Annotated in this window: 19 protein-coding genes and 1 pseudogene; 11 read left to right on the top strand and 9 right to left on the bottom strand. The window is 38.8% G+C overall.

Annotated elements, in window-relative coordinates:
- Positions 1–67: 67 nt before the first annotated feature.
- A complete protein-coding gene (locus tag BN1691_RS06715; RefSeq protein ID WP_048601454.1) occupies positions 68–661 on the top strand; it encodes a hypothetical protein in 594 nt (197 codons plus the stop codon).
- Positions 662–841: 180 nt separating this feature from the next.
- Here the strand turns inward: BN1691_RS06715 and BN1691_RS06710 are convergent, their stop codons facing one another.
- The gene (locus BN1691_RS06710; protein WP_048601453.1) at positions 842–1,051 is read right to left on the bottom strand and encodes a helix-turn-helix domain-containing protein; all 210 of its coding nucleotides are present in this window, start codon (positions 1,049–1,051) and stop codon (positions 842–844) included.
- Positions 1,035–1,670: a DUF2326 domain-containing protein gene (locus BN1691_RS06705; RefSeq protein ID WP_053083718.1), complete on the bottom strand. Its 636-nt coding sequence runs from the start codon at positions 1,668–1,670 to the stop codon at positions 1,035–1,037. Before BN1691_RS06705 ends, BN1691_RS06710 begins: the two co-directional genes overlap by 17 nt.
- A gap of 387 nt (positions 1,671–2,057) precedes the next feature.
- Between BN1691_RS06705 and BN1691_RS06700 the strand changes: the two genes are divergently transcribed.
- The 4 genes from BN1691_RS06700 (at position 2,058) to BN1691_RS06685 (ending at position 5,222) form a co-directional block, all read left to right on the top strand.
- The gene (locus BN1691_RS06700; RefSeq protein WP_331386614.1) at positions 2,058–2,525 is read left to right on the top strand and encodes an IS3 family transposase; all 468 of its coding nucleotides are present in this window, start codon (positions 2,058–2,060) and stop codon (positions 2,523–2,525) included.
- A gap of 371 nt (positions 2,526–2,896) precedes the next feature.
- Entirely contained in the window at positions 2,897–3,940 is a 1,044-nt protein-coding gene (locus tag BN1691_RS06695; RefSeq protein ID WP_048601452.1) for a hypothetical protein, read from the top strand.
- A 181-nt stretch (positions 3,941–4,121) separates the two neighbouring features.
- Positions 4,122–4,460, top strand: coding sequence for a helix-turn-helix domain-containing protein (locus tag BN1691_RS06690; protein ID WP_048601451.1), 339 nt, complete (start codon positions 4,122–4,124; stop codon positions 4,458–4,460).
- Between the two features lie 3 nt (positions 4,461–4,463).
- Positions 4,464–5,222 (top strand): ImmA/IrrE family metallo-endopeptidase, encoded by a 759-nt coding sequence (locus BN1691_RS06685; RefSeq protein ID WP_048601450.1) that lies wholly within the window; start codon positions 4,464–4,466, stop codon positions 5,220–5,222.
- Positions 5,223–5,505: 283 nt separating this feature from the next.
- On the opposite strand, the pseudogene istB reads toward BN1691_RS06685, so the two are convergent.
- The 3 genes and pseudogenes from istB to BN1691_RS14675 all read right to left on the bottom strand — a co-directional run.
- Positions 5,506–6,225 (bottom strand): annotated as a pseudogene (gene istB, locus BN1691_RS06680) (IS21-like element helper ATPase IstB); the annotation flags it as partial.
- Positions 6,222–7,403, bottom strand: coding sequence for an IS21 family transposase (gene istA, locus BN1691_RS06675; protein WP_231638367.1), 1,182 nt, complete (start codon positions 7,401–7,403; stop codon positions 6,222–6,224). The pseudogene istB and the gene istA, both read right to left, overlap by 4 nt.
- A gap of 7 nt (positions 7,404–7,410) precedes the next feature.
- Positions 7,411–7,656, bottom strand: coding sequence for a hypothetical protein (locus BN1691_RS14675; protein ID WP_231638358.1), 246 nt, complete (start codon positions 7,654–7,656; stop codon positions 7,411–7,413).
- A gap of 171 nt (positions 7,657–7,827) precedes the next feature.
- On the opposite strand from BN1691_RS14675, the gene BN1691_RS06670 reads away from it, so the two are divergent.
- Both BN1691_RS06670 and BN1691_RS06665 read left to right on the top strand, forming a co-directional pair.
- A complete protein-coding gene (locus BN1691_RS06670) occupies positions 7,828–9,402 on the top strand; it encodes an IS3 family transposase (RefSeq protein ID WP_048601449.1) in 1,575 nt (524 codons plus the stop codon).
- A 335-nt stretch (positions 9,403–9,737) separates the two neighbouring features.
- Positions 9,738–10,223 (top strand): copper amine oxidase N-terminal domain-containing protein, encoded by a 486-nt coding sequence (locus BN1691_RS06665; RefSeq protein ID WP_048601448.1) that lies wholly within the window; start codon positions 9,738–9,740, stop codon positions 10,221–10,223.
- 146 nt (positions 10,224–10,369) lie between these two features.
- Here the strand turns inward: BN1691_RS06665 and BN1691_RS06660 are convergent, their stop codons facing one another.
- Complete coding sequence (locus BN1691_RS06660) at positions 10,370–11,485, bottom strand: IS4 family transposase (RefSeq protein WP_048601447.1); 1,116 nt, start codon at positions 11,483–11,485, stop codon at positions 10,370–10,372.
- A gap of 135 nt (positions 11,486–11,620) precedes the next feature.
- Between BN1691_RS06660 and BN1691_RS15010 the strand changes: the two genes are divergently transcribed.
- Complete coding sequence (locus BN1691_RS15010; protein ID WP_076850127.1) at positions 11,621–11,875, top strand: NPCBM/NEW2 domain-containing protein; 255 nt, start codon at positions 11,621–11,623, stop codon at positions 11,873–11,875.
- 177 nt (positions 11,876–12,052) lie between these two features.
- Positions 12,053–14,161, top strand: a complete 2,109-nt coding sequence (locus BN1691_RS06655) for a 5'-nucleotidase C-terminal domain-containing protein (protein ID WP_076850126.1) — start codon at positions 12,053–12,055, stop codon at positions 14,159–14,161.
- Positions 14,162–14,229: 68 nt separating this feature from the next.
- Here BN1691_RS06655 and BN1691_RS06650 read toward each other — a convergent pair whose 3' ends face one another.
- Positions 14,230–14,925, bottom strand: a complete 696-nt coding sequence (locus tag BN1691_RS06650) for a hypothetical protein (RefSeq protein WP_048601446.1) — start codon at positions 14,923–14,925, stop codon at positions 14,230–14,232.
- Positions 14,926–15,259: 334 nt separating this feature from the next.
- Between BN1691_RS06650 and BN1691_RS06645 the strand changes: the two genes are divergently transcribed.
- A complete protein-coding gene (locus BN1691_RS06645; RefSeq protein WP_048601445.1) occupies positions 15,260–16,621 on the top strand; it encodes an AAA family ATPase in 1,362 nt (453 codons plus the stop codon).
- Positions 16,605–17,342 carry a hypothetical protein gene (locus BN1691_RS06640; protein ID WP_048601444.1) on the top strand — a complete coding sequence of 246 codons (738 nt, stop codon included), beginning with the start codon at positions 16,605–16,607 and terminating at the stop codon, positions 17,340–17,342. Before BN1691_RS06645 ends, BN1691_RS06640 begins: the two co-directional genes overlap by 17 nt.
- A gap of 51 nt (positions 17,343–17,393) precedes the next feature.
- On the opposite strand, the gene BN1691_RS06635 is transcribed toward BN1691_RS06640, so the two are convergent.
- The gene (locus BN1691_RS06635) at positions 17,394–18,140 is read right to left on the bottom strand and encodes an amino acid ABC transporter ATP-binding protein (protein WP_048601443.1); all 747 of its coding nucleotides are present in this window, start codon (positions 18,138–18,140) and stop codon (positions 17,394–17,396) included.
- A gap of 24 nt (positions 18,141–18,164) precedes the next feature.
- A complete protein-coding gene (locus BN1691_RS06630) occupies positions 18,165–18,806 on the bottom strand; it encodes an amino acid ABC transporter permease (RefSeq protein WP_048601671.1) in 642 nt (213 codons plus the stop codon).
- Positions 18,807–18,810: the final 4 nt, after the last annotated feature.

Here is an 18,810-nt window from a genome sequence, read left to right as displayed (position 1 = left end):
AATACGTAAAGCCCTCAAGGAGATCTAGGAGTTCTGTTGTATAATGAAGTAGAGGAGGTATGAGGGTATGTGTATAGATCCTAAAATCTGGATTAGAAAAGATGAGGAACACTTTTCTATAGAACAAGTATTAGATAGAATAATCTCCATATCAGATGATGCTTTCGATTTTTGGCAAAGCCCAAGGGGATGGGCTCCAGATTCCGCTGCAAACTTATTAGAAATAGCTAGGTTAGATTGGCTTAAAGATTTAACTTATTGTTTAAAAATATGGTTAAACCGACAAAGTCCATTGATCCAAGGTGAAATATTACTTGCGAGAACTAATTTAGGAACACTAGTTGAGGGATGGCTGAAGCTATTCTATTGTGTATATTATGAGGATTATATGAATGATGAAGAAGCATTTAGGAAGAAGAGTGGAAAGTTAATTGATCCAAATAAAATTAAATTTGAAGGATTAAAGGATTTCAGCAATGGGAAACTATGGGGAAAAGATGATGATTGGTTTAAATGGGTAGATGATATCCAAGATAAAAGAAATGCTATTCATGCCTTTAATCACAGAGATATCGGAAATGAATTAGACTTACATAAAGATATAAGAAAGTTTTATGATTTCATATTATTAATTAATGGAAGATTACCTTACCCATATTAATGAGAGTATTTTTGTCGAACGGGACAAGGGGGCAGGCATTTTTTTCATAAAATAATGGAACTAGGAATAGACCTTTCGGGATTGGTTCTTCTTTTTTATTATAAATAAGCACCCTAGCGGACTAGCTCTCAACGTTCTGAGAGGCTTGTCTGCTGGGGTGCCTTTTTTGCTATGAGGAGTTTATGTGGATTCCTTCTTAATTTCTACGATATCAGAGATATCACAATCCAGTGCTTTGCAAATTCTAACAAGGTTATCCGTGTTAACATTTTCTCCTTTTCCTAGTTTTGCGATGGACGCAGCACTAAGTCCTGTTAGCTTCCTTAAATCCTGCTTATTCATTCCTCTATCTATCAACATCTTCCATAATTTATTATAGCTTAGATGCACCATTATTCTCCTCTACATTCCAGTTTTCACCGTAAAGTTCATGACCATTTTTGCCTAATTCTAATCGAGTATTATCATATATAATTTTTGACGTACTCGGCTTATAAGAACTTGCTCTATCAAACGCAACAAAGATTTGTTTCTTGCTCTCAGCGTATATTTGCATAATTCCATCAACTGATTCATCTTCTATATTCTTAAATATCAATGAGTCGTGGGCGATTGAAGGAAGTCTAGAAAGAGATAGGACAGCAAGGTCGAATAAGACCATACCCTTATAATTTGTACCTGTCCCATCATCATCTGGCGTATAAAATGAATAGCTATTGTAAGCTTTAAACTTTAATACTGGAGCCTTATGGTTTTCATCAAATAGCCAGTCGTTGAACTCTTTCATTTTATTATTTATTTGTGTTTCTATTTCTAATAAGATGCTTTCTATACTTTGTTCAAGTGCTTGCTTGGCTCGACGCTTTTTTTCGTTCAATTCATTTAGTTTGTTATAGGCATCATTTTGAGCTTCAAGCTCGTGAATTTCTCTGGATATTCTTGAATACTGATCAAGAAATTCTGGAGAAAGGTGTGTTGAAACTCCTAGTTCGCTCATTTGTAAGTTCACTGCATTAACTGCCTCTTCCAGTTCTTTATTCTCCGATTCAAGGGACTCACGTTCCTGAGCAAACTCATCATTAAGAATAATAGCAAGCTTTTGATGAAACCCTTCAACTTCATGTAGTTGACGTAGCTTAACATTAGGAAAATATCCAACCAGCGATTCGAAGTCAGCCTCTGTAGGATATAGACCAGTTTCTAAATTTATCTTTAGTAATGATATTTTACTTTTTATTGTGCTCGACTTTTCTGTTTAATCGATATGCCTCATTTTTCAAATCCAATCTGAAATTCTCTCGCTCAATCTGTTCTTCAGAAAAATCATTATCTGTTTCTTGAGACAGTTGCTCAAGTGCCAGCTTTAAACTTTCGATTTTTGCCACATTAATATCAGATTTGTTTTTACCATCTACATGTCAATGTCATGGAAAAATGGCATTATCTTTGTCTATTGATGAACCTCTTTAATCGAGAAATCATTGGTTACTCTGTAGGTAGCAAGAAGGATGTTGGGCTAGTATACGATTCATATTTAAACTCTCAAGTAAACCTATCCAAGATCAAAGTATTCCATACCGATCGGAGCAATGAATTTAAGAATCAATTGATTGATGAAGTGCTAGAGGCCTTTAAAATACAGCGATCATTAAGCAGTAAGGCTGTCCATATGACAATGCTATCGCTGAAGCTGGATAAAAAAATTATTAAGACAGAGTTTGTGTTTAATCGAATGTTCCTTAGTTTAGAAGAGATCAAGAATGAATTGGAAGATTACGTAAATTGGCATAATCATCAAAGAATTCATGGAGCATTGAATTATATGACACCTGTGGAATATCGTTTAGCTATGATGACCGAATAAAAGCTGTATGAAAAAGTGTTGACAATCCAATCCATTTCCGTACGATTTTTTAGGTTACTTATCCTAGTCCTTTTTTATACCAAGTACAGCAGGTTTATTTAAAGCGAAATATACTCCATTAGAGAAAGTAGATATACTGCTGTTTCTCTTTAAAGAAAAAATAGACGAGTTTATACGTAAAGCATTTTTAAAAAAATACTGGAATCCATTGACATTCGACGAGAAAATTTATAACATAATTGTATGAGAATTATTACTCAAGACAGTATAATTAAATCATCTACATACTAAAGCGTCCGAGATAGGTAAAAATATACACATAGAAAAATCGGAATTGCGCAAACATAAAAAATATTGGGGAGGTACTTTTTATGAATAACCAAGATAAGGATGAATTCATTAAACAAGTCGCTGAACGAATTAAGAGAGATCCTGATACACCTATTAGTGCTGATAATCTATCAAAAATTGATAGACAGGAACATGAGACTATAGTTGAGAACCTAATCGGTAAGTATTATTTTTTAAGCTACATCAAGTATTTGCTATTAGGATTCTTTGCTTCAAATTCTAATGTTAAGTACGTTACAGTAGGGTTATTATTACTGTCCCCACTCAGTTCAATTCTTCTTTTTTTTGGCCTGCTTGTTTCTTTCTCTATCGGTTTTTCTTTATATGGGCTCTATATTTCGGGAAAGAAATCCTTAACTCTTGATAAAGAGTATCAACAGTATCAAAAAGAGATAATTGATCTTGCAAATAAGTTCTATAATATGGTTGAAAATAGGAAGGAATATTTTACTGCCTTTGAGTTGATTCCAAGTGAAACGGAAGGATGGCTACAATTTACAATTTATAAAAAGTATGATAATGATCCATCCACCAGCAGAATCTATAATAAATATATAGAGTACTATATTAATAAAAAAATACGCATCACATCTGAAGATGAACATAAAATTACATTGAAAGTATTACCCAGTTCTAATGATAATTATGAATATAGTGAACGCAATCAAAAGTTACAGCAAATTAATGATAAGATTGATGAATTCATTAAATACACTGAAACAACATTAGATGCAGAAGAGAGATTATCCCAACTTCAAAAAAAGCGTGAAATAGACACCCAATATCAAATTCTTGAGCTTGAATTAAAACAGAAGCAAAAGGATATTGAAAATAAGGTTAATGAATTAGAGAGACAAGATATCATAGCAAGTTTACAAGTTGAAAAAGAGTTACTTAAGACTAAACATATGGAAAAGGCTTTAAATAATAACACATACGAAGAAATAAAATCTGAACTAGAAGATGCCAAAAAAAATCAAAATTTGTTTGATGAATATGAAAGTGATGATACATCTACAAGCAAAAACCAAATTATATTAGAGTTTAATCCAAAAGAAAAATAAAAAAATGAGATGTCTTCATTTTATTAAACCATTAAAGAAGTGAGCTACTACAGTCAATGCAGTAGCTGCTTTTTTTATGAGCCACAGCAACACCTCAAAAAGTCTTGTCATAATTTTAAATGAATGATCATTTTAGTTTATGACAAAACTAACATATAATGTAGTAAGAGGAGGTGTAGCAATGTTAAACTTTGACTTGATTGGTAGAAGGTTTAGTGAGATACGAAAAATTAGTGGCTTTACACAAGGCCAAATAGCAGAGTATTTAGAGGTTGCTCAAAGCTATATTTCAAAATGTGAAAAAAACGAGAGACAATTTAGTGTAGATATACTAGAAAAAGCTGCAGAATTATTCGGATGCACTGTAGAATATTTTACAAATGAAGCAAGTGAATTTGTGCCAATGCCTATGGCTCTTAGGGCAAAGAGCGTAGATGTGGAGGATTTAAAGACAATTGCTGCTATGAATAAAATTGCATTAAACTTACGTTTTATGGAAGGCTTACTCGAGGGGGAATAAACAATGAAAGAGAAAATAGAACTGAATGGTGAGGCAATAAGCCTTCGTAAAGAATTTGGCGAAGATGTAGATTCCCCAATAGATATATTCTCTTTGATTCACAACAATGACGATTTAACGATGATATTTTACCCTATGAGCAATCGAGTAAGTGGAATGTGTATTAGAGATGGAAAGAATAAAATAATCGGTATTAACTCTACTTCGACCTATGGTAGGCAACGTTTTACAATAGCACACGAGCTCTATCACTTATTTTTCCATGAAGACTTTAAGGGTATAGTTTGTTCAAATGACCTTGAAGCAAACAATGACCCACAGGAAAAGGAAGCAGATATGTTTGCATCTTATTTCCTAGCACCTTATGAATCTCTGACTTATTTCATTAAAAATAAGCTTAAAAAGGAAAAGCATCAACTTGAGATAGAAGATATTGTAAGAATAGAACAGCACTATGGATTGAGCAGGCAGGCTACGTTATGGAGATTAATAAATGACGGATATATAACCCGTGGAAAAGCCGATACGATGAAGACAGGTATAATAGCTTCAGCCATAAAACTTGGCTATGATGATAAATTATATATACCCACACCAGAAGAAAAGCAATATGCCACTTATGGAAAATATGTCAAATTGGCTGAGGAATTAAAAACAAAAGAACTCGTTTCAACTGGTAAGTATGAAGAATTACTTTTAAACGGTTTTAGAGCAGACATTGTATACGGGTTTGATACACAAGAGGAAGAAAAGTATGACTAATAAGTTGTTTTTTGATACTAATTGTATCTCTACCTTTTTGTGGGTGAAAGAGAGAGAATTTTTTATTTAAAACTCTATCCAGAGATAGTTGTATTGCCTAAACAGGTATATGATGAGTTATCTAATCCAAGTATTCCTCATATAAGGCGTAAGGTAGACCAACTATGTTCAAATGGAGATATTTCAACAAAGGAAATATTGATAAATTCAGAAGAATATAAGCTATATGTGTTTTGCAATAGAAAAGTTTAGAACTTTGTAGCCTTCCAATCCATATTTTATTTTTTCGAGAAAGTGCGTTCATGACTCGATAGCTATCCCCTGTAAAGCTCAAAATGTGGGCGTGATGAATCACGCGGTCGACCAGTGCCGCAGTCAGTCTGGAATCGCTAAAAATCCGATTCCATTGACTGAACTCCAGATTGGAGGTGATGATCACACTCTTTTGGTCGTACCAATCCGAGATGAGTTGGAAAAGGAGCTCCGCCCCTTCCCGGCTGAATGGGACATATCCCATTTCGTCTAAAATGATCAGATCTACCTGCTTGAACCGGTTGCGAAACTGCTGAAACCGTCCTTCCCGCCATGTCTTTTCAAGAGTCTCTGCCAAATCAGCCACGCGGTAGAAGCGGACTTCCTTTCCCTGTTCACAGGCCTTGTGCCCGAGCCCGACAGCCAAATGGGTCTTCCCGGTTCCCGGAGAACCGGAGAGGACAATATTCTCCTTGCGGTGAATGAAGTTCAGGGACTCTAGTTCTCCTTTATCCAGCTTAGGAGGCAGATGGACCTGGTCCCGCCATTCGAAGGAGGCAAGCGACTTATGATGGAGGAAGCGGGCCCGTTTGATCAACGTTTTCGCTTTGGTCTCCTTACGGAGTGCCAGTTCACGCCTTAGGAGTTCCTCGACAAACTGTTCTCGGTCCCCGAAGGGGATATCTTCATAGACATCCGCCAGGTGGGCGAGGCGAAGTTGCTTGCACATGTTTTTGATGTCTATGTTCATGCGCCCACTTCCTTGCCGGTGCTCTGAAGACTGTCATACTTCGACCAATCCACTTCATAGGGATGGGAGCCGGAATCATCCGAACACATAGGCTCCAGCTCATAGAACTGGTCTCCGATTTCCTGTATGCTGTGATGGCTTAGAAGGCCGACCAGCCAGCGCAGCCGTTCCTTTCGAAGGCGAAAGTCCGGGATGCTGAGGTACTCGCGGACATTCTGTGGCAAGTACTCCATATGTCTCGAATTGTCCACTGCACGTGGCTTGCGGATCAGGGAAGTCAGGATTTCCTTCCACGGAATCTTTCTGGTCTTGCCCATATACGGTCGGTGGTCTTCAAGCAGGATCTCGCCGAATGGAGAAACGTCCTTGAAGCGGTCCCAGTACTTCACGACATGAAGCTTGGCAAAATTGGCTCCCCTCGGCACATAGACCTTTTCTTTGTCCAACGTGATCTCTCCGTATTTGTTTACCTTGGCCTCCTCCTCTCGGAACACTGGATAATCGGTCTCCGGCAGGGCAAGACAATGCTTTTTCTCCTCATCCAACAGTTCTCTGATCGGAACCTCCTTCTGGTAGTGAAGACGCTCCCGGTCCTCTTCCGATTTCCTGGCCAGGATTCGGCCCAAGTGTTCTAGGTCGTCAATGACAGGAGCGGGGGTCATGAAGTTGTATCGGACATAACCGACCTTGTTCTCTACGTTCCCCTTTTCGTTCCCCGAACGGGGATTGCAGGCGATGGGAGTGAAGCCATAGAAGTTGGCAAACTTGATGAATTCATCCGTGAAGACCATCTCAGATCCATTGCCGCGAGCTTTGGCGACAGCTGGACGCATGTTGTCGATCCGGATGCTTCTCGGCACGAAATCAAACTGCTTGAAGATTTCCTGAAGCCCATGCAAGAGACATTCTGTATTTTCCCTGGGAAGTGGAATCGCGGTGAAGCTATTACTGAAGGGAAGGGACAAAATGAGAGTATGGATATCCACCAGTTCTCCATTCCTCACTGCCTCCATCTGACCGAAATCAAGTTGGGCCTCGCCCGGTGGATGGCTGAGCCGTGTCATATTTTGGTCAACAGGGGCCTCGGTCTCTTGCTTACTTTCGCGCCATTCTTGAATGAACAGGCAAACGGTCCGATAGGACCCTTTAAACCTCTTCTTCTGTAGCGCTTCAAAGATGCTCTTGTTATTCCTGCGTTGCTTTTTCTTTAGCTTCTCGTCCTCCCAGCCAGTCAGAGACGATCGCTCCCCAGTCCTCGTCGTACATCATTCCTGTCCGGGCTTTCTGTTTCTCTTGAGGAACCTGTTCTTCATCCGCATATTTCTTCGCAGTCGTCCAGGCGATATTCAATGTATTGGCGATTTTATTGATGGAAAAGGATTTCTCATTCCGTAAAATTTTGATAGTATGTACGATAGGCATTGCCAGCATCCTTTCAACCTCCACTGTTTTGATTCGGCACCAAATACAGTAGGGAAAATCGGGAAGGCTGGCAAGCCTATTTTTTTGCACTTTTTTCTGCTTGCAGCATTCTCACTTTTTCATTGCAATCCGGAGGTGCGGACAAAAACCTGGACCTAATATAAAACCAGGGGGTTCCGCATGTTTACCTATCAGGAAAGAATTAAGGCAGTCCAGTTAGTAATACAGTACGATATGAGTTATGCAACAGTAATACGTGAACTAGGATACCCTTCAAAAGGGGCGCTTATCAACTGGTACAAAGAATACATCGAAAATGGTGATCTTCATAAGGATTTCATAAGAAAGTCAAAATACAGCGAAGAAGAACGCCAAAAGGCTGTTGCTTACTACTTGGAGCACGGCAAATGCGTTTCCCGTACAGCTAGGATCCTGGGATATCCTAGCAGACCTGAACTTGATGCTTGGATCAAAGAGCTGGCCCCTGAAGAAAAGAAATATTGTCGGTCAGGAGGATCACTGATAAAATATACGCGTGAACAAAAAGAAAAAGCAGTCATTTCCTTGTGCTCAAGAAGTAAACCCGCTAAAGAGGTTGCTAATGAAATTGGGGTATCCCGTGAAGTCCTTTATAACTGGAAAAGGCAGCTTTTAAAAGAAGGACGCGAACCAAAAATGACAAAGAAAGACAAAGTTTCAAATACATCAACTGATGTCAAACATGAAGGACAAACAACCGATTTACTGGCTGAAAAAGAACACCTGACAAAACAAGTAGATGAACTTCAAAAAGAAATTTACCGTCTGCAGCTGGAGCGGGACATATTAGAAAAAGCCGCAGAAATCATAAAAAAAGAAAAGGGCATTAGTCTTGCAACATTCACTAATCATGAGAAGGCTATAGTGATTAATGCCCTAAGAGAAAAATATTTTCTGAAGGATCTTCTTCAAATTCTCCATATGGCCAAAAGCAGCTATTGTTACCAAGCCTTTATCCTGAACAAAAGTGATAAATATGCTGACTTGCGTAAAGAAGTAAAGAAAGCATTTAATGGATCTTCCAGTCGTTACGGTTATCGCAGAATCCATTCTGTCATTAAATTAGCCGGCACAGTCATATCAGAAAAGGTAATTCGCCGGATTATGAAGGAAGAGCAATTAATCGTACCCAGTATAAGGCGCAGGAAATACAACTCATACAAAGGTGAAATTAGCCCGGAGGTAGCGAATGTTATTCATCGTGATTTCCATGCGGACAAGCCAAATGTAAAATGGCTTAGCGATATAACGGAATTTCATATCCCAGCCGGAAAAATATATCTGTCTCCCATAATTGACTGCCTTGATGGGCTGCCAGTAAGTTGGACCATTGGAACATCACCGGATGCTGAATTAGTTAATAGAATGCTTGATGAGGCAATCTCTGTACTTAAAGAGGGTGAGCACCCCGTAATTCATTCAGACCGTGGCAGCCATTATCGTTGGCCAGGTTGGATAGAACGAGTGGAAAAGGCTCAACTTACACGCTCAATGTCAAAGAAAGGTTGTTCACCTGATAACTCCGCCTGTGAAGGCTTCTTTGGCAGACTCAAAAATGAGATGTTTTACAATCGCCACTGGACCGGTATTACAATAAATCAATTCATAAAGCAACTTGATGAATACATAAAGTGGTATTCATCAAAACGGATTAAGTTATCGCTAGGTGGAATGAGTCCTTTAGATTACAGAAGAAGTCTGGGGTTGGCTGTTTAAGGTCCAAGAAAACGTCCGCACTCCCTCCTCTTAACTTTTATTTTGCACTACACAGGGGGTACATATTCTTAAGCAATTCAGCAGTCTGAACGCGTATTACGGTTGTTGAATAACATTGAAGCATCGTAGAAAAAGGTTTTGTTTAGGATATAATATTAAACAATTTTTATAGAATATCATTCAGGGGAACTACTGCAAGGTATGCGGTAGTTTTTCTCATAAAGTGGGATTAACCAACTAGCTAAAGCTAGTAATGTAATTTTTATACTCATGTTTACATAAAAGTAAATATAAAGTATTATATAGTAAATAGTCCCATTTAGGAGATGATAACGATGAAGCGATTTATCATTGGATTTTTATCTGGTGCATTAATATTTGGTTCATTAACGGCTTTTGCTGTAAGTGGAAAAATGATAGAGGTTTTCTATACTGTGAAGGATATTAAAATTAATCAAATTTCTAAGATGCCAAAAGAGGAGCAGCTTAAGCCCTTTATCCATAAAGGAACAACCTTTGTCCCCTTACGCTATATTAGTGAAAATCTTGGCTACCCTGTAGCTTGGGATGGGAAAACGAATACGGTTTTAATTGGTGAAACCGGTGAAGAAACTGCGGTATATCCAGGAAACGGGATAGAATCGATGAACTTTCAAAAGGGATCATGGCATGACTATACATACAAATATAATTCATCGAGAACGGTAGCAGACAATATTGGAAACCAGTATAGTAATTATCTCACATTTTCCGTTAGTTCAGGATCAAAAGAAGAAAATTGGTGTGAGTTGGAGTTCCCATTAATGGGTGAATATCACTAGTGTTGCATAAATAAAGATAGAATATTTAGTTTATTGATTCTCTCACTTTTAAGTTAAAAAAGGAAAACTCGAACAAAAAGTGGCTCTGTCCATTTGGCATATTTATACAGTTTAATCAAAGGGGCAACAACGACAGATCCCATTTCTTAAGGGACCGTACGGTCCTCCATGCGACGAACCCATTGATTGGCTGGCTTCCAAAGCAAACGTTTGAGCCAACGTTGGATCTGAAGTATTTTCCGCTGACTATTCATCTCTAGCTGAATCAAAACATGAAGGCAATACACGATCAATGCCGTATAGATCTGATTTTTGACAGCATTTTCACTTTCACCATAGAACGTTTTAATCTTCACATGCTGCTTCAACCATTTGAAGAAGAGCTCAATCGCCCAACGGGCGCGATAGATCTCGCTCACTTCCTCCGGAAGAATATCAAATCGATTCGTAATCAATCGAAGTGTTTTCCCGCGATGATCGAGCACTTCAACGAGTCGGAAGACGTTCTCTGCAAGGCTTGGTGAGGTCCCTAGCCAAACCATTTGATCCGAAAGGATCGCAGGATTTTCACCGGTGTCAAAGGATTTAATGGGATGAGTGACGGCATTGGCTTTCAAACGGGACACGAAAAAATAGCCGTCATCCGTCATACGATCAAAGCGTTCGTAATCGATGTAACCTCGATCAAACACATAAGTCGCGTTCTTGTCATCGATGAGGACTTCCAATTGACCGCGATCGTGTTCTTTAGCGGGTGTAATCGTGAGTTGGTCAGGATAGGTCATGTGTTGGTCCATCATTACTAAGCGTAGATGGACTTTGATTCCTGCCTTCGTCTTCCGAAAATCCGCCCAAGCAAACTTCCCTAAATTCAAGGGGATGGTAGTTGAATCAATGATATGCAATGGCATGGATGATTGGTTCTTTTGATGGAAAGCCTTTATTTTACTGACCAGTTGGAAGAATATCATGGCCATCACATTCGATGGAATTTCACGATTCCGTCGCGATAGCTGAGATACGCTAATCGATTGAAAACCTACGGTTTCCTGAAGACCTTCATCAACAAGGGCATCGCTCATCTCATGTAAGCTATCCCATTGATTGAGTTGAGCGAGAAGCATCAATTTCAAGTAAGCTTCTGTCGTTAGCTTCTTCGTGTAATAGTCAAGATTCCGTATTTTGACCTGTTCATCAAAAAAGTCAAAATTGATGGGAGAAATCCATTTACCAAATGACGAAATTAGTGTATCCTTATCCATGTATATGATCCTTTACGTTGGATTTGGACAGGAACCACCTGTCCTTCCATTGTAAAGGATTTTTTATTGTATGGACCTATAAATATTGAATATTATTTATATTTTGAATCATCTGTGTAAATTAATGCAACACTAGTGGGTGAATATAAAAAATTTATTTCAACCATTGGATTACTAGATACTAGTAAGAATACAGTACTAACATTTAATGTAGCATTTATTCTTGATGGTAATTCGGTGTATTCTACAATGGTAAAGGCAGGTGACTTCCCAGAGGAGATATCTTTTGATACTGCGAATGCTCAAAAAATGACAATTAGGGTCACCGCAGATTCTCGTAATTTGTTTAGTACAGATATCGGATTATTCAATGCTCATTTTATTAAATAGGGGTCAGTCCCCCACTCCACTAAAGCGGTAAAGAAAAGAGCAACTGCATTGATTCGCAGTTGCTCTTTTCTTATACTCGGCATCCACATATGACAAATTTTACTTAATCAATACAACAATTTAAGTAAAAAGGATGATAGAATTACAATGTAAGTAAAATATGGAGGAGGAATTGATTTGAAACACTTTAGAAAAAGTGTCGTCATTGTTTTAGCCTTCATTATCGGTATGTTTGGTACAATCAATATTTCCTACGCCGAAGCGGCAAAAGCAGAGCCTATTCAAATTACTATTCTTGGTACCTCGGATACCCATTCCAATCTATACGGTTTTAGTTATGAGGATGATATGGAATCAAAGAACAACGGCTTGGCTCGTGTCTCTACTTACTTAAAGGCAACAAGGGCTCAGAATCCCAACACTATTCTCATCGATAATGGCGATACATATCAGGGGACGATCCTAGCTGATGCAATCTATAATCAACTAGATGTGGTTCATCCCGTTACTAAGGTACTGAATCAGATGAAATATGATGCCATGGTTTTAGGAAATCATGAATTCAATTTTGGCATGAATTTTGTTGATAAAATTGTCAAAGAACTAGAGATGCCTGTTCTTGCAGCAAACGCAGTCTATAAGGATGGCAGAGAGTTAGCCAAGCCTTATACGATCATAGAAAAAGATGGTGTAAAGATCGGTATCCTCGGTCTCACCAATCCCAATGCCCCACGGTGGGATGGAGAAAAGGTAGACTCTGTTCAATTTAGTTCGGTAGCAGAAATAGGTAAGAAATATGCGAAGATTCTTAAGGAAGAGGAGAAGGTGGATCTCCTAATTGTCTCCGCCCACGTGGGCTTCATTCCAGAATATGATGAAGAGACGGGTGCCGATGGTGCAGAGAAATTATTGAAGGAAGTTCCTGAAATCGATGTACTCTTATTAGGTCATAATCATACGAAGAATGCTGAGCAAATCGGCAATACGCTCGTTGGTTCACCGCGAAATAATGGACGTGATGTGGTTCAATTCGATCTCAATCTAGCAAAAGAAGATGGCAAACTCGTAGTCGTTGATAGAGCAGTGAAAACCGTAGATATGGAAACCGTAGAGCCTGATCAAGAGATTCGTGATCTAATCCAAGTAGAGCATGACACCACCATCAACTTTATCAAGGGTGAAGGCGGAGAAGAGGATGGAATTGAAGGGGGAGGCATCTTCGGCCAAGCTTCTGCAGACTTCCAGCCTAAGAATGAAATCCTGGGCATTCCAGAAGGTAAGCTACGGGATACGGCAGTGATTGATTTAATCGCGATGGTCCAGCTGGATATCTCCGGAGCTGATGTAACGGCTGTGGCCCTATTCCAGGATAAGTCCGATATTAAGACTGGCGATATCAATTATGGAACCCTATTCAATATCTATAAATTTGATAACACCTTATATACAGTGGATGTAACAGGCAAAGAGTTAAAGGCATTCATGGAATGGTCCGCTTCTCACTATAATACATGGAAGCCCGGCGATATCTCCATCTCCTTCGATGAGAATATCCCTGGATATCGTTATGATATGTTTGAAGGCGTAGAGTATAAGGTAGACTTATCCAAGCCCGTCGGTGAGAGAATCGTTGATGTAACATTCAAAGGTGAACCATTAAAGGATGATCAAGTATTAACCTTAGCCGTAAACAATTATCGCTACTCCAGTGGATTAAAGGCGAATAAGCTTGTAGCAGCCAATAAAAAGTGGGAATCACCCAAGGCGATTCGAGATTACCTCGCTGAATATATTCAAAAAGAAGGCACCATCCATCCTGTCGTAACAAACAACTGGGAGATCGTCGGGGTAGACTTAGATCATCCTCTTCGTGATGAGATTATTAACTTAGTCAATACGCAAAAATTGCCCGTACCATATAACCAAGCTCTTAATATTCAAGAGCTAGAAGCGCAAGGTGTCATTAAGGATGGGAAGGTCGTAGCACCAGCAACAGATGAAGTTGTAGGGCAAGATCCGGAGCCTTCTGAAGCTCCTGTCACGACCACACCCACACCACAGGTAGAGTCGAAGCCAGAGAAGCCTGAAGAGCAGAAGGCTGAAGTAGATCAGGAGACCAAACCGGAAGAGAAGAAGTCGGTTGTCTATGTGGTGCAAAAAGGCGACTGCCTAATCAAGATTGCGAAAAAATATAATGTACATTACCTCGATATTGCCAAAGAGAACAACATCAAGAATCCCAACTTGATTTATCCCAATCAAAAGTTGGCCATCACTTTACCATAGGGGTCAGACCCCCACTGCGTAGACCCCCACTGCGTTAAAGCATTAAAGAAGAGAACTACCATATTCGATTATGGTAGTTCTCTTCTTTTTAATTGCTTTCCTATCTCTATTAACCATTCTTTCTGCTTACTATTGATTCGCGGAAGTGGATGATAGTACAAATTACCATCTTTTCTGATACCGCAATAACGCCTCGAGGAAATACAATTGAATGCTTGCTTTCCTAATCCTACTAGCTTCAGATTCACTCCCCATGCCAATAGATACAGGACCTCTTCGTCAATCGAAGCCAACAGTTCATCCTTTCTCTGCATAGAAAAGATGGAATGAACCGTATTTCCTGCATAGCGGATTCCATTGAGATGCTTCATGAAATTTTGGCTATTCGGCTCTCTTACATCAGATAGGTTAAGAATGCGGACATGCTTTATATTATGTTCCAGCATAAGTCTCATAATCTGATACTGTGTATCATCTGGTTTCGCCAGAGTCAATTCGTTGGTAACAATCTTATGTAACTGGGATGAGGTATATCTTCTCTCCTTATAAGTGCTATCCGCTGGTGAAGACGAACCAGGATTCATCATGATGGCAATCAGCTCTGGCTGATGCTTTAGTGAATCTTCAATAGTAAATAAGGTACTATCGTTTGCGATGATTTCTAGTCGGTTTCGGCAAGATAGAATAATATCTTCATCAATCTGTAATTGATAAAATGATCCATAAACAGAATATCTTCCATCGAGCTCAGCTTTGCTTATCAAGTTATCATCAGTCCTTTCTTAAGATATCAATAATATTGTAGGATATTGGTTATTAGTTGTTAAATGGAATGATCTAATATATGTATAAAAGTCGTAAATAATGACGATATTTATATATGAAATATAAAAATACATTATATAAATATAAAAAAAGGAAATAATTTATCAAAAATATTTATAACAACATTTCAGTGTGATATACTCAAATTAAGTATTGAACATAGGAATGTGCCAGTAAAAAATGAATTCATTACAGATTGAATTTTGTAATTCCACTAACCAAAAACGAAGTAAAAAATAAAATGATTAATAAAAGATATGAGGGGGGATAGTGATGACAACTGTTGTCAGGGTTTATGAAGTAGAAATTACTAACCTGAAAAATGTTAAAAAAGGATCCTTCCATACAAATTCTAATTTTGCTCATATGGATAAGGCAGATATTATTGGATTTTATGGACAAAATGGCTCTGGAAAAACAAGTGTTGTTGATGCATTTAATTTGTTGAAAATCTTGCTATCTGCGAAGCTATCTAACAAGGATCAATTTATATTGCCTAAGTTGACGGATAATTTACTATATTTAAATGAAGAATTCATTGGATTGATGTTTAAATTTCTCGTAAAGAATCAATATGGTGAGTTCTATGTACATTACCATACATCTTTAATGGCTGGGGAAGAACGACTACAAGTAATGAAAGAGGAGATATCTTATCGTGAAAATGAGAAGAATAAGCGATTCAAAGTACTAATATCTAAAAATAAGAACCAAATCTCCATTCGCAATAAATCAGTCAATGAAATGAATGAATCAGAAAGAGTCACATGCATGGTCGCAAACAAAATGGCTGCAACGAGCTATACTTCTTTTGTGTTTAGAGAAGAACTACAAGAAGTGTTAAAGGATTTCTTTAATGAAATTGAGGCTGAAATTATCAAAAATCTATCAGTTGATTTTAATCGGGATTTACATGTTATCGATACTGTACAATATGGTCTTCTTGTTGCGAATATTATTATGCCCTTTAGTATTCACTTAGAAAATAAACGTGGTAATATTCCCTATGAAATGCAGGACACGATGGTATTACCATTACATGTATATAGAGTTATTAAAGATGTGATTACTCAGACTAACATTGTTTTACAGACAATTATTCCAGGTCTTCAAATAAAGATTAGAGAGATTAATACTCAAAAGTTAAGTGATGGAAAGGAAGGCATAAGGTTTGAGTTCCTCTCTAAAAGGGGAGAAATTGAGCTTCCCCTCAGAAGTGAGTCTGAAGGAATTTTGAAAATCATCTCTATTTTGAGTACACTCATTGCTGTTTATAATAACTCAAATGCATGCGTTGTGGTTGATGAACTTGATGCTGGAATTTTTGAATATCTACTTGGAGAGTTATTAGAAGTATTACATGACAATGGAAAGGGACAACTGCTTTTCACATCGCATAATTTACGTATTTTAGAAGTGCTACCGATTCGCAATTTATGGTTTACAACACCAAATGAAAATAATCGTTATCTCCAATTAAAGGGTGTGAAAAAATTAAGTAATGCACGAGATATTTATCTACGTGCTATACAGTTAGGTGGCCAAGACGAAGAGATTTATGCTGAAACTAATCTCTATGATATTAAAAGAGCCTTTAGAAAAGCAGGAGAATCAAACGGTGAAAGCCATGAATAAAGCGGTTTTATTGATTGTTGAAGGTCCATGTGAAGAAGTCCTATTAATCGATCGCTTACGGGAGCTCTTTGAAAATCACAAGATCCGTTTTTATATTCAGGGTGGTGATATGTTCAGTGATTTTCGTAATAGACAGCGCTCAATCAAGGCGATTGTAGGTGAAACTGTAAAAAAATATATGAACAAGTATAAATTTAAACCTGAGGATATCTTGGCAGTCTTACAGATTATTGATACTGATGGATGCTTTATTCCGGAAGGAAATATTAAAATTGATGTAAATCAGGGGACCAAAACTTTGTACTGCCAGGATAATATATGTGTTATTGATGAAGAGCAAAAGAGACGTATAATTGAGAGAAATGAGCAAAAAAGCCGTAATGTAAAAATAATGAAAACCTCATCTAAAATACTTGAGAATAAAATTGATTATAGAATATACTATTTTTCAAGAAACTTGGAGCATGCATTGTTTAATGAACCGAATCCAAATGAAGAAACGAAGATTTCAGATGTAGAAAGATTTTTGGATGATTTGGAGGTACCGGTAGAGGATTTTTTAAGAGAATACATTCCTAGTTCTAGTAGTGATGATTATGGGGTGAAATATTTAGAGAGCTGGCAACAGGTTGAACAAGGTTTAGCTTCCTTACATCGGTATACAAATGTACCATTGCTTTTTGAATTTATTCAATTATCTTCCTCTACTATTGAATCTTAAGAAGGTAACAAGCTTAAAGAAATCACTCCGTAAAAATATAGGGGTGTAAACTCACACCCCCACAAATCGCTTCACTCGCTCATTCTCCATATTCCCAAAGAACTCCTCATTACTCCCCTCTTCAATGATTCGACCATCTTCCATAAAGATCACGCGCTGCGCCACCCGCTTGGCAAAGTTCATATCATGGGTGATAAGAAGAATCCCCATGCCGGTTGCAGCTAAACGTTCAATGGTTAAGGCGATGCCTTCTCTGAGCTCAGGATCGAGAGCGGAGGTAGGCTCATCCAGGCTCATAATCTTCGGCTCTAAGGCACAGGCCCGCGCGATGGCCACCCGTTGTCGCTGTCCCCCTGATAGTTGGTAAGGATAGGCGTCTGCCTTATCGGACAACTCTAGCATCTCTAGTAGTTCTATTGCTTTCGTCGTCGCAGCTTGCTTCGAGATTCCATACGAGTGAATAGGAGCTGCTGTAATATTCTCTAGCACGGACATATGGGGGAAGAGATTGAAGTTTTGAAAAACCAAGCCGATCTCCTTCCGAATCTTCCGCAGCTGAGCAGACTTGGCATAGACACTATGACCCGCTTCATCTCGACATAGATCCATACCTGCGATCTGAACCGTGCCTCGGTCACACTTTTCAAGGTGATTGATGCAACGGAGTAGGGTGGTCTTGCCTGCCCCCGATCGTCCTAAGATGGCGAGGATCTCCCCAGTCGCTAATTGGAAGTTAATATTTTGTAGGACTGGCTTCCCATCGAAGCTCTTTGATAATCCCTCTACCTTGAGTGTCATGCTCCTCGTTCCCTTCATTCAATATCATTGATAATAGGCATGTCGTTTCTCTAGCTTTTTAAAGAGACTGGTTAGGATTGCCGTTAGCCCTAAGTAAAAGATGCCCACCATCACGAGCGGTGTCAATGAGGCATCACGGTTGGAAGCGATTTTCCCAGCACGTAAGAGATCACCGAGGCCCACCACATAGACCAAAGCCGTATCCTTTACCAGGGTGATCACTTCATTGGCGACGGAGGGTAGGACGATCTTCATCATTTGCGGCAGGATGATCTTGAAGAAGGTCTTTGTCGGTGTAAAACCCAGCACTTTCGCTGCTTCATACTGTCCTTTATCAATAGCGGCAATACCGCCTCGGAAGATTTCACCGAAATAGGCAGCATAGTTGAGAGAGAAGGCAACGATAACGGCAGGAAAACGCTCAACGGTAATGCCCACAATCGGTAAGCCAAAGAAGATGAAGACGATTTGCAACAGCAGTGGTGTACCCCGCATGATCCAGATATAGAATTGCAGCAGAGCTACCAGTGGTTTAAATTTGGAGAGCCTACCTATCGCTACGAGGATCCCTAAAGGGATGGAAAGGACTAGTGTGATAAAGAACACCTGTAAGGTGGTCACTAGTCCAGATAGCAATGCAGGCATCAGTGTGATGATATAGTCCATCATC

This window comes from Rubeoparvulum massiliense (assembly GCF_001049895.1).
Lineage (GTDB): Bacteria > Bacillota > Bacilli > Rubeoparvulales > Rubeoparvulaceae > Rubeoparvulum > Rubeoparvulum massiliense.
This window is presented reverse-complemented; position numbering and strand designations above follow the sequence as displayed.

What these genes read in the sequence shown, in the direction of transcription:
- BN1691_RS06645 (WP_048601445.1), top strand. Translation starts at nt 15,260, where the DNA reads ATGACAACTGTTGTCAGGGTTTATGAAGTAGAAATTACTAACCTGAAA.
- BN1691_RS14675 (WP_231638358.1), bottom strand. Translation starts at nt 7,656, where the DNA reads ATGCTGGCAATGCCTATCGTACATACTATCAAAATTTTACGGAATGAG.
- BN1691_RS06670 (WP_048601449.1), top strand. Translation starts at nt 7,828, where the DNA reads ATGTTTACCTATCAGGAAAGAATTAAGGCAGTCCAGTTAGTAATACAG.
- BN1691_RS06660 (WP_048601447.1), bottom strand. Translation starts at nt 11,485, where the DNA reads ATGGATAAGGATACACTAATTTCGTCATTTGGTAAATGGATTTCTCCC.
- BN1691_RS06695 (WP_048601452.1), top strand. Translation starts at nt 2,897, where the DNA reads ATGAATAACCAAGATAAGGATGAATTCATTAAACAAGTCGCTGAACGA.
- BN1691_RS06665 (WP_048601448.1), top strand. Translation starts at nt 9,738, where the DNA reads ATGAAGCGATTTATCATTGGATTTTTATCTGGTGCATTAATATTTGGT.
- BN1691_RS06690 (WP_048601451.1), top strand. Translation starts at nt 4,122, where the DNA reads ATGTTAAACTTTGACTTGATTGGTAGAAGGTTTAGTGAGATACGAAAA.
- BN1691_RS06635 (WP_048601443.1), bottom strand. Translation starts at nt 18,140, where the DNA reads ATGACACTCAAGGTAGAGGGATTATCAAAGAGCTTCGATGGGAAGCCA.
- BN1691_RS06715 (WP_048601454.1), top strand. Translation starts at nt 68, where the DNA reads ATGTGTATAGATCCTAAAATCTGGATTAGAAAAGATGAGGAACACTTT.
- BN1691_RS06630 (WP_048601671.1), bottom strand. Translation starts at nt 18,806, where the DNA reads ATGGACTATATCATCACACTGATGCCTGCATTGCTATCTGGACTAGTG.
- BN1691_RS06685 (WP_048601450.1), top strand. Translation starts at nt 4,464, where the DNA reads ATGAAAGAGAAAATAGAACTGAATGGTGAGGCAATAAGCCTTCGTAAA.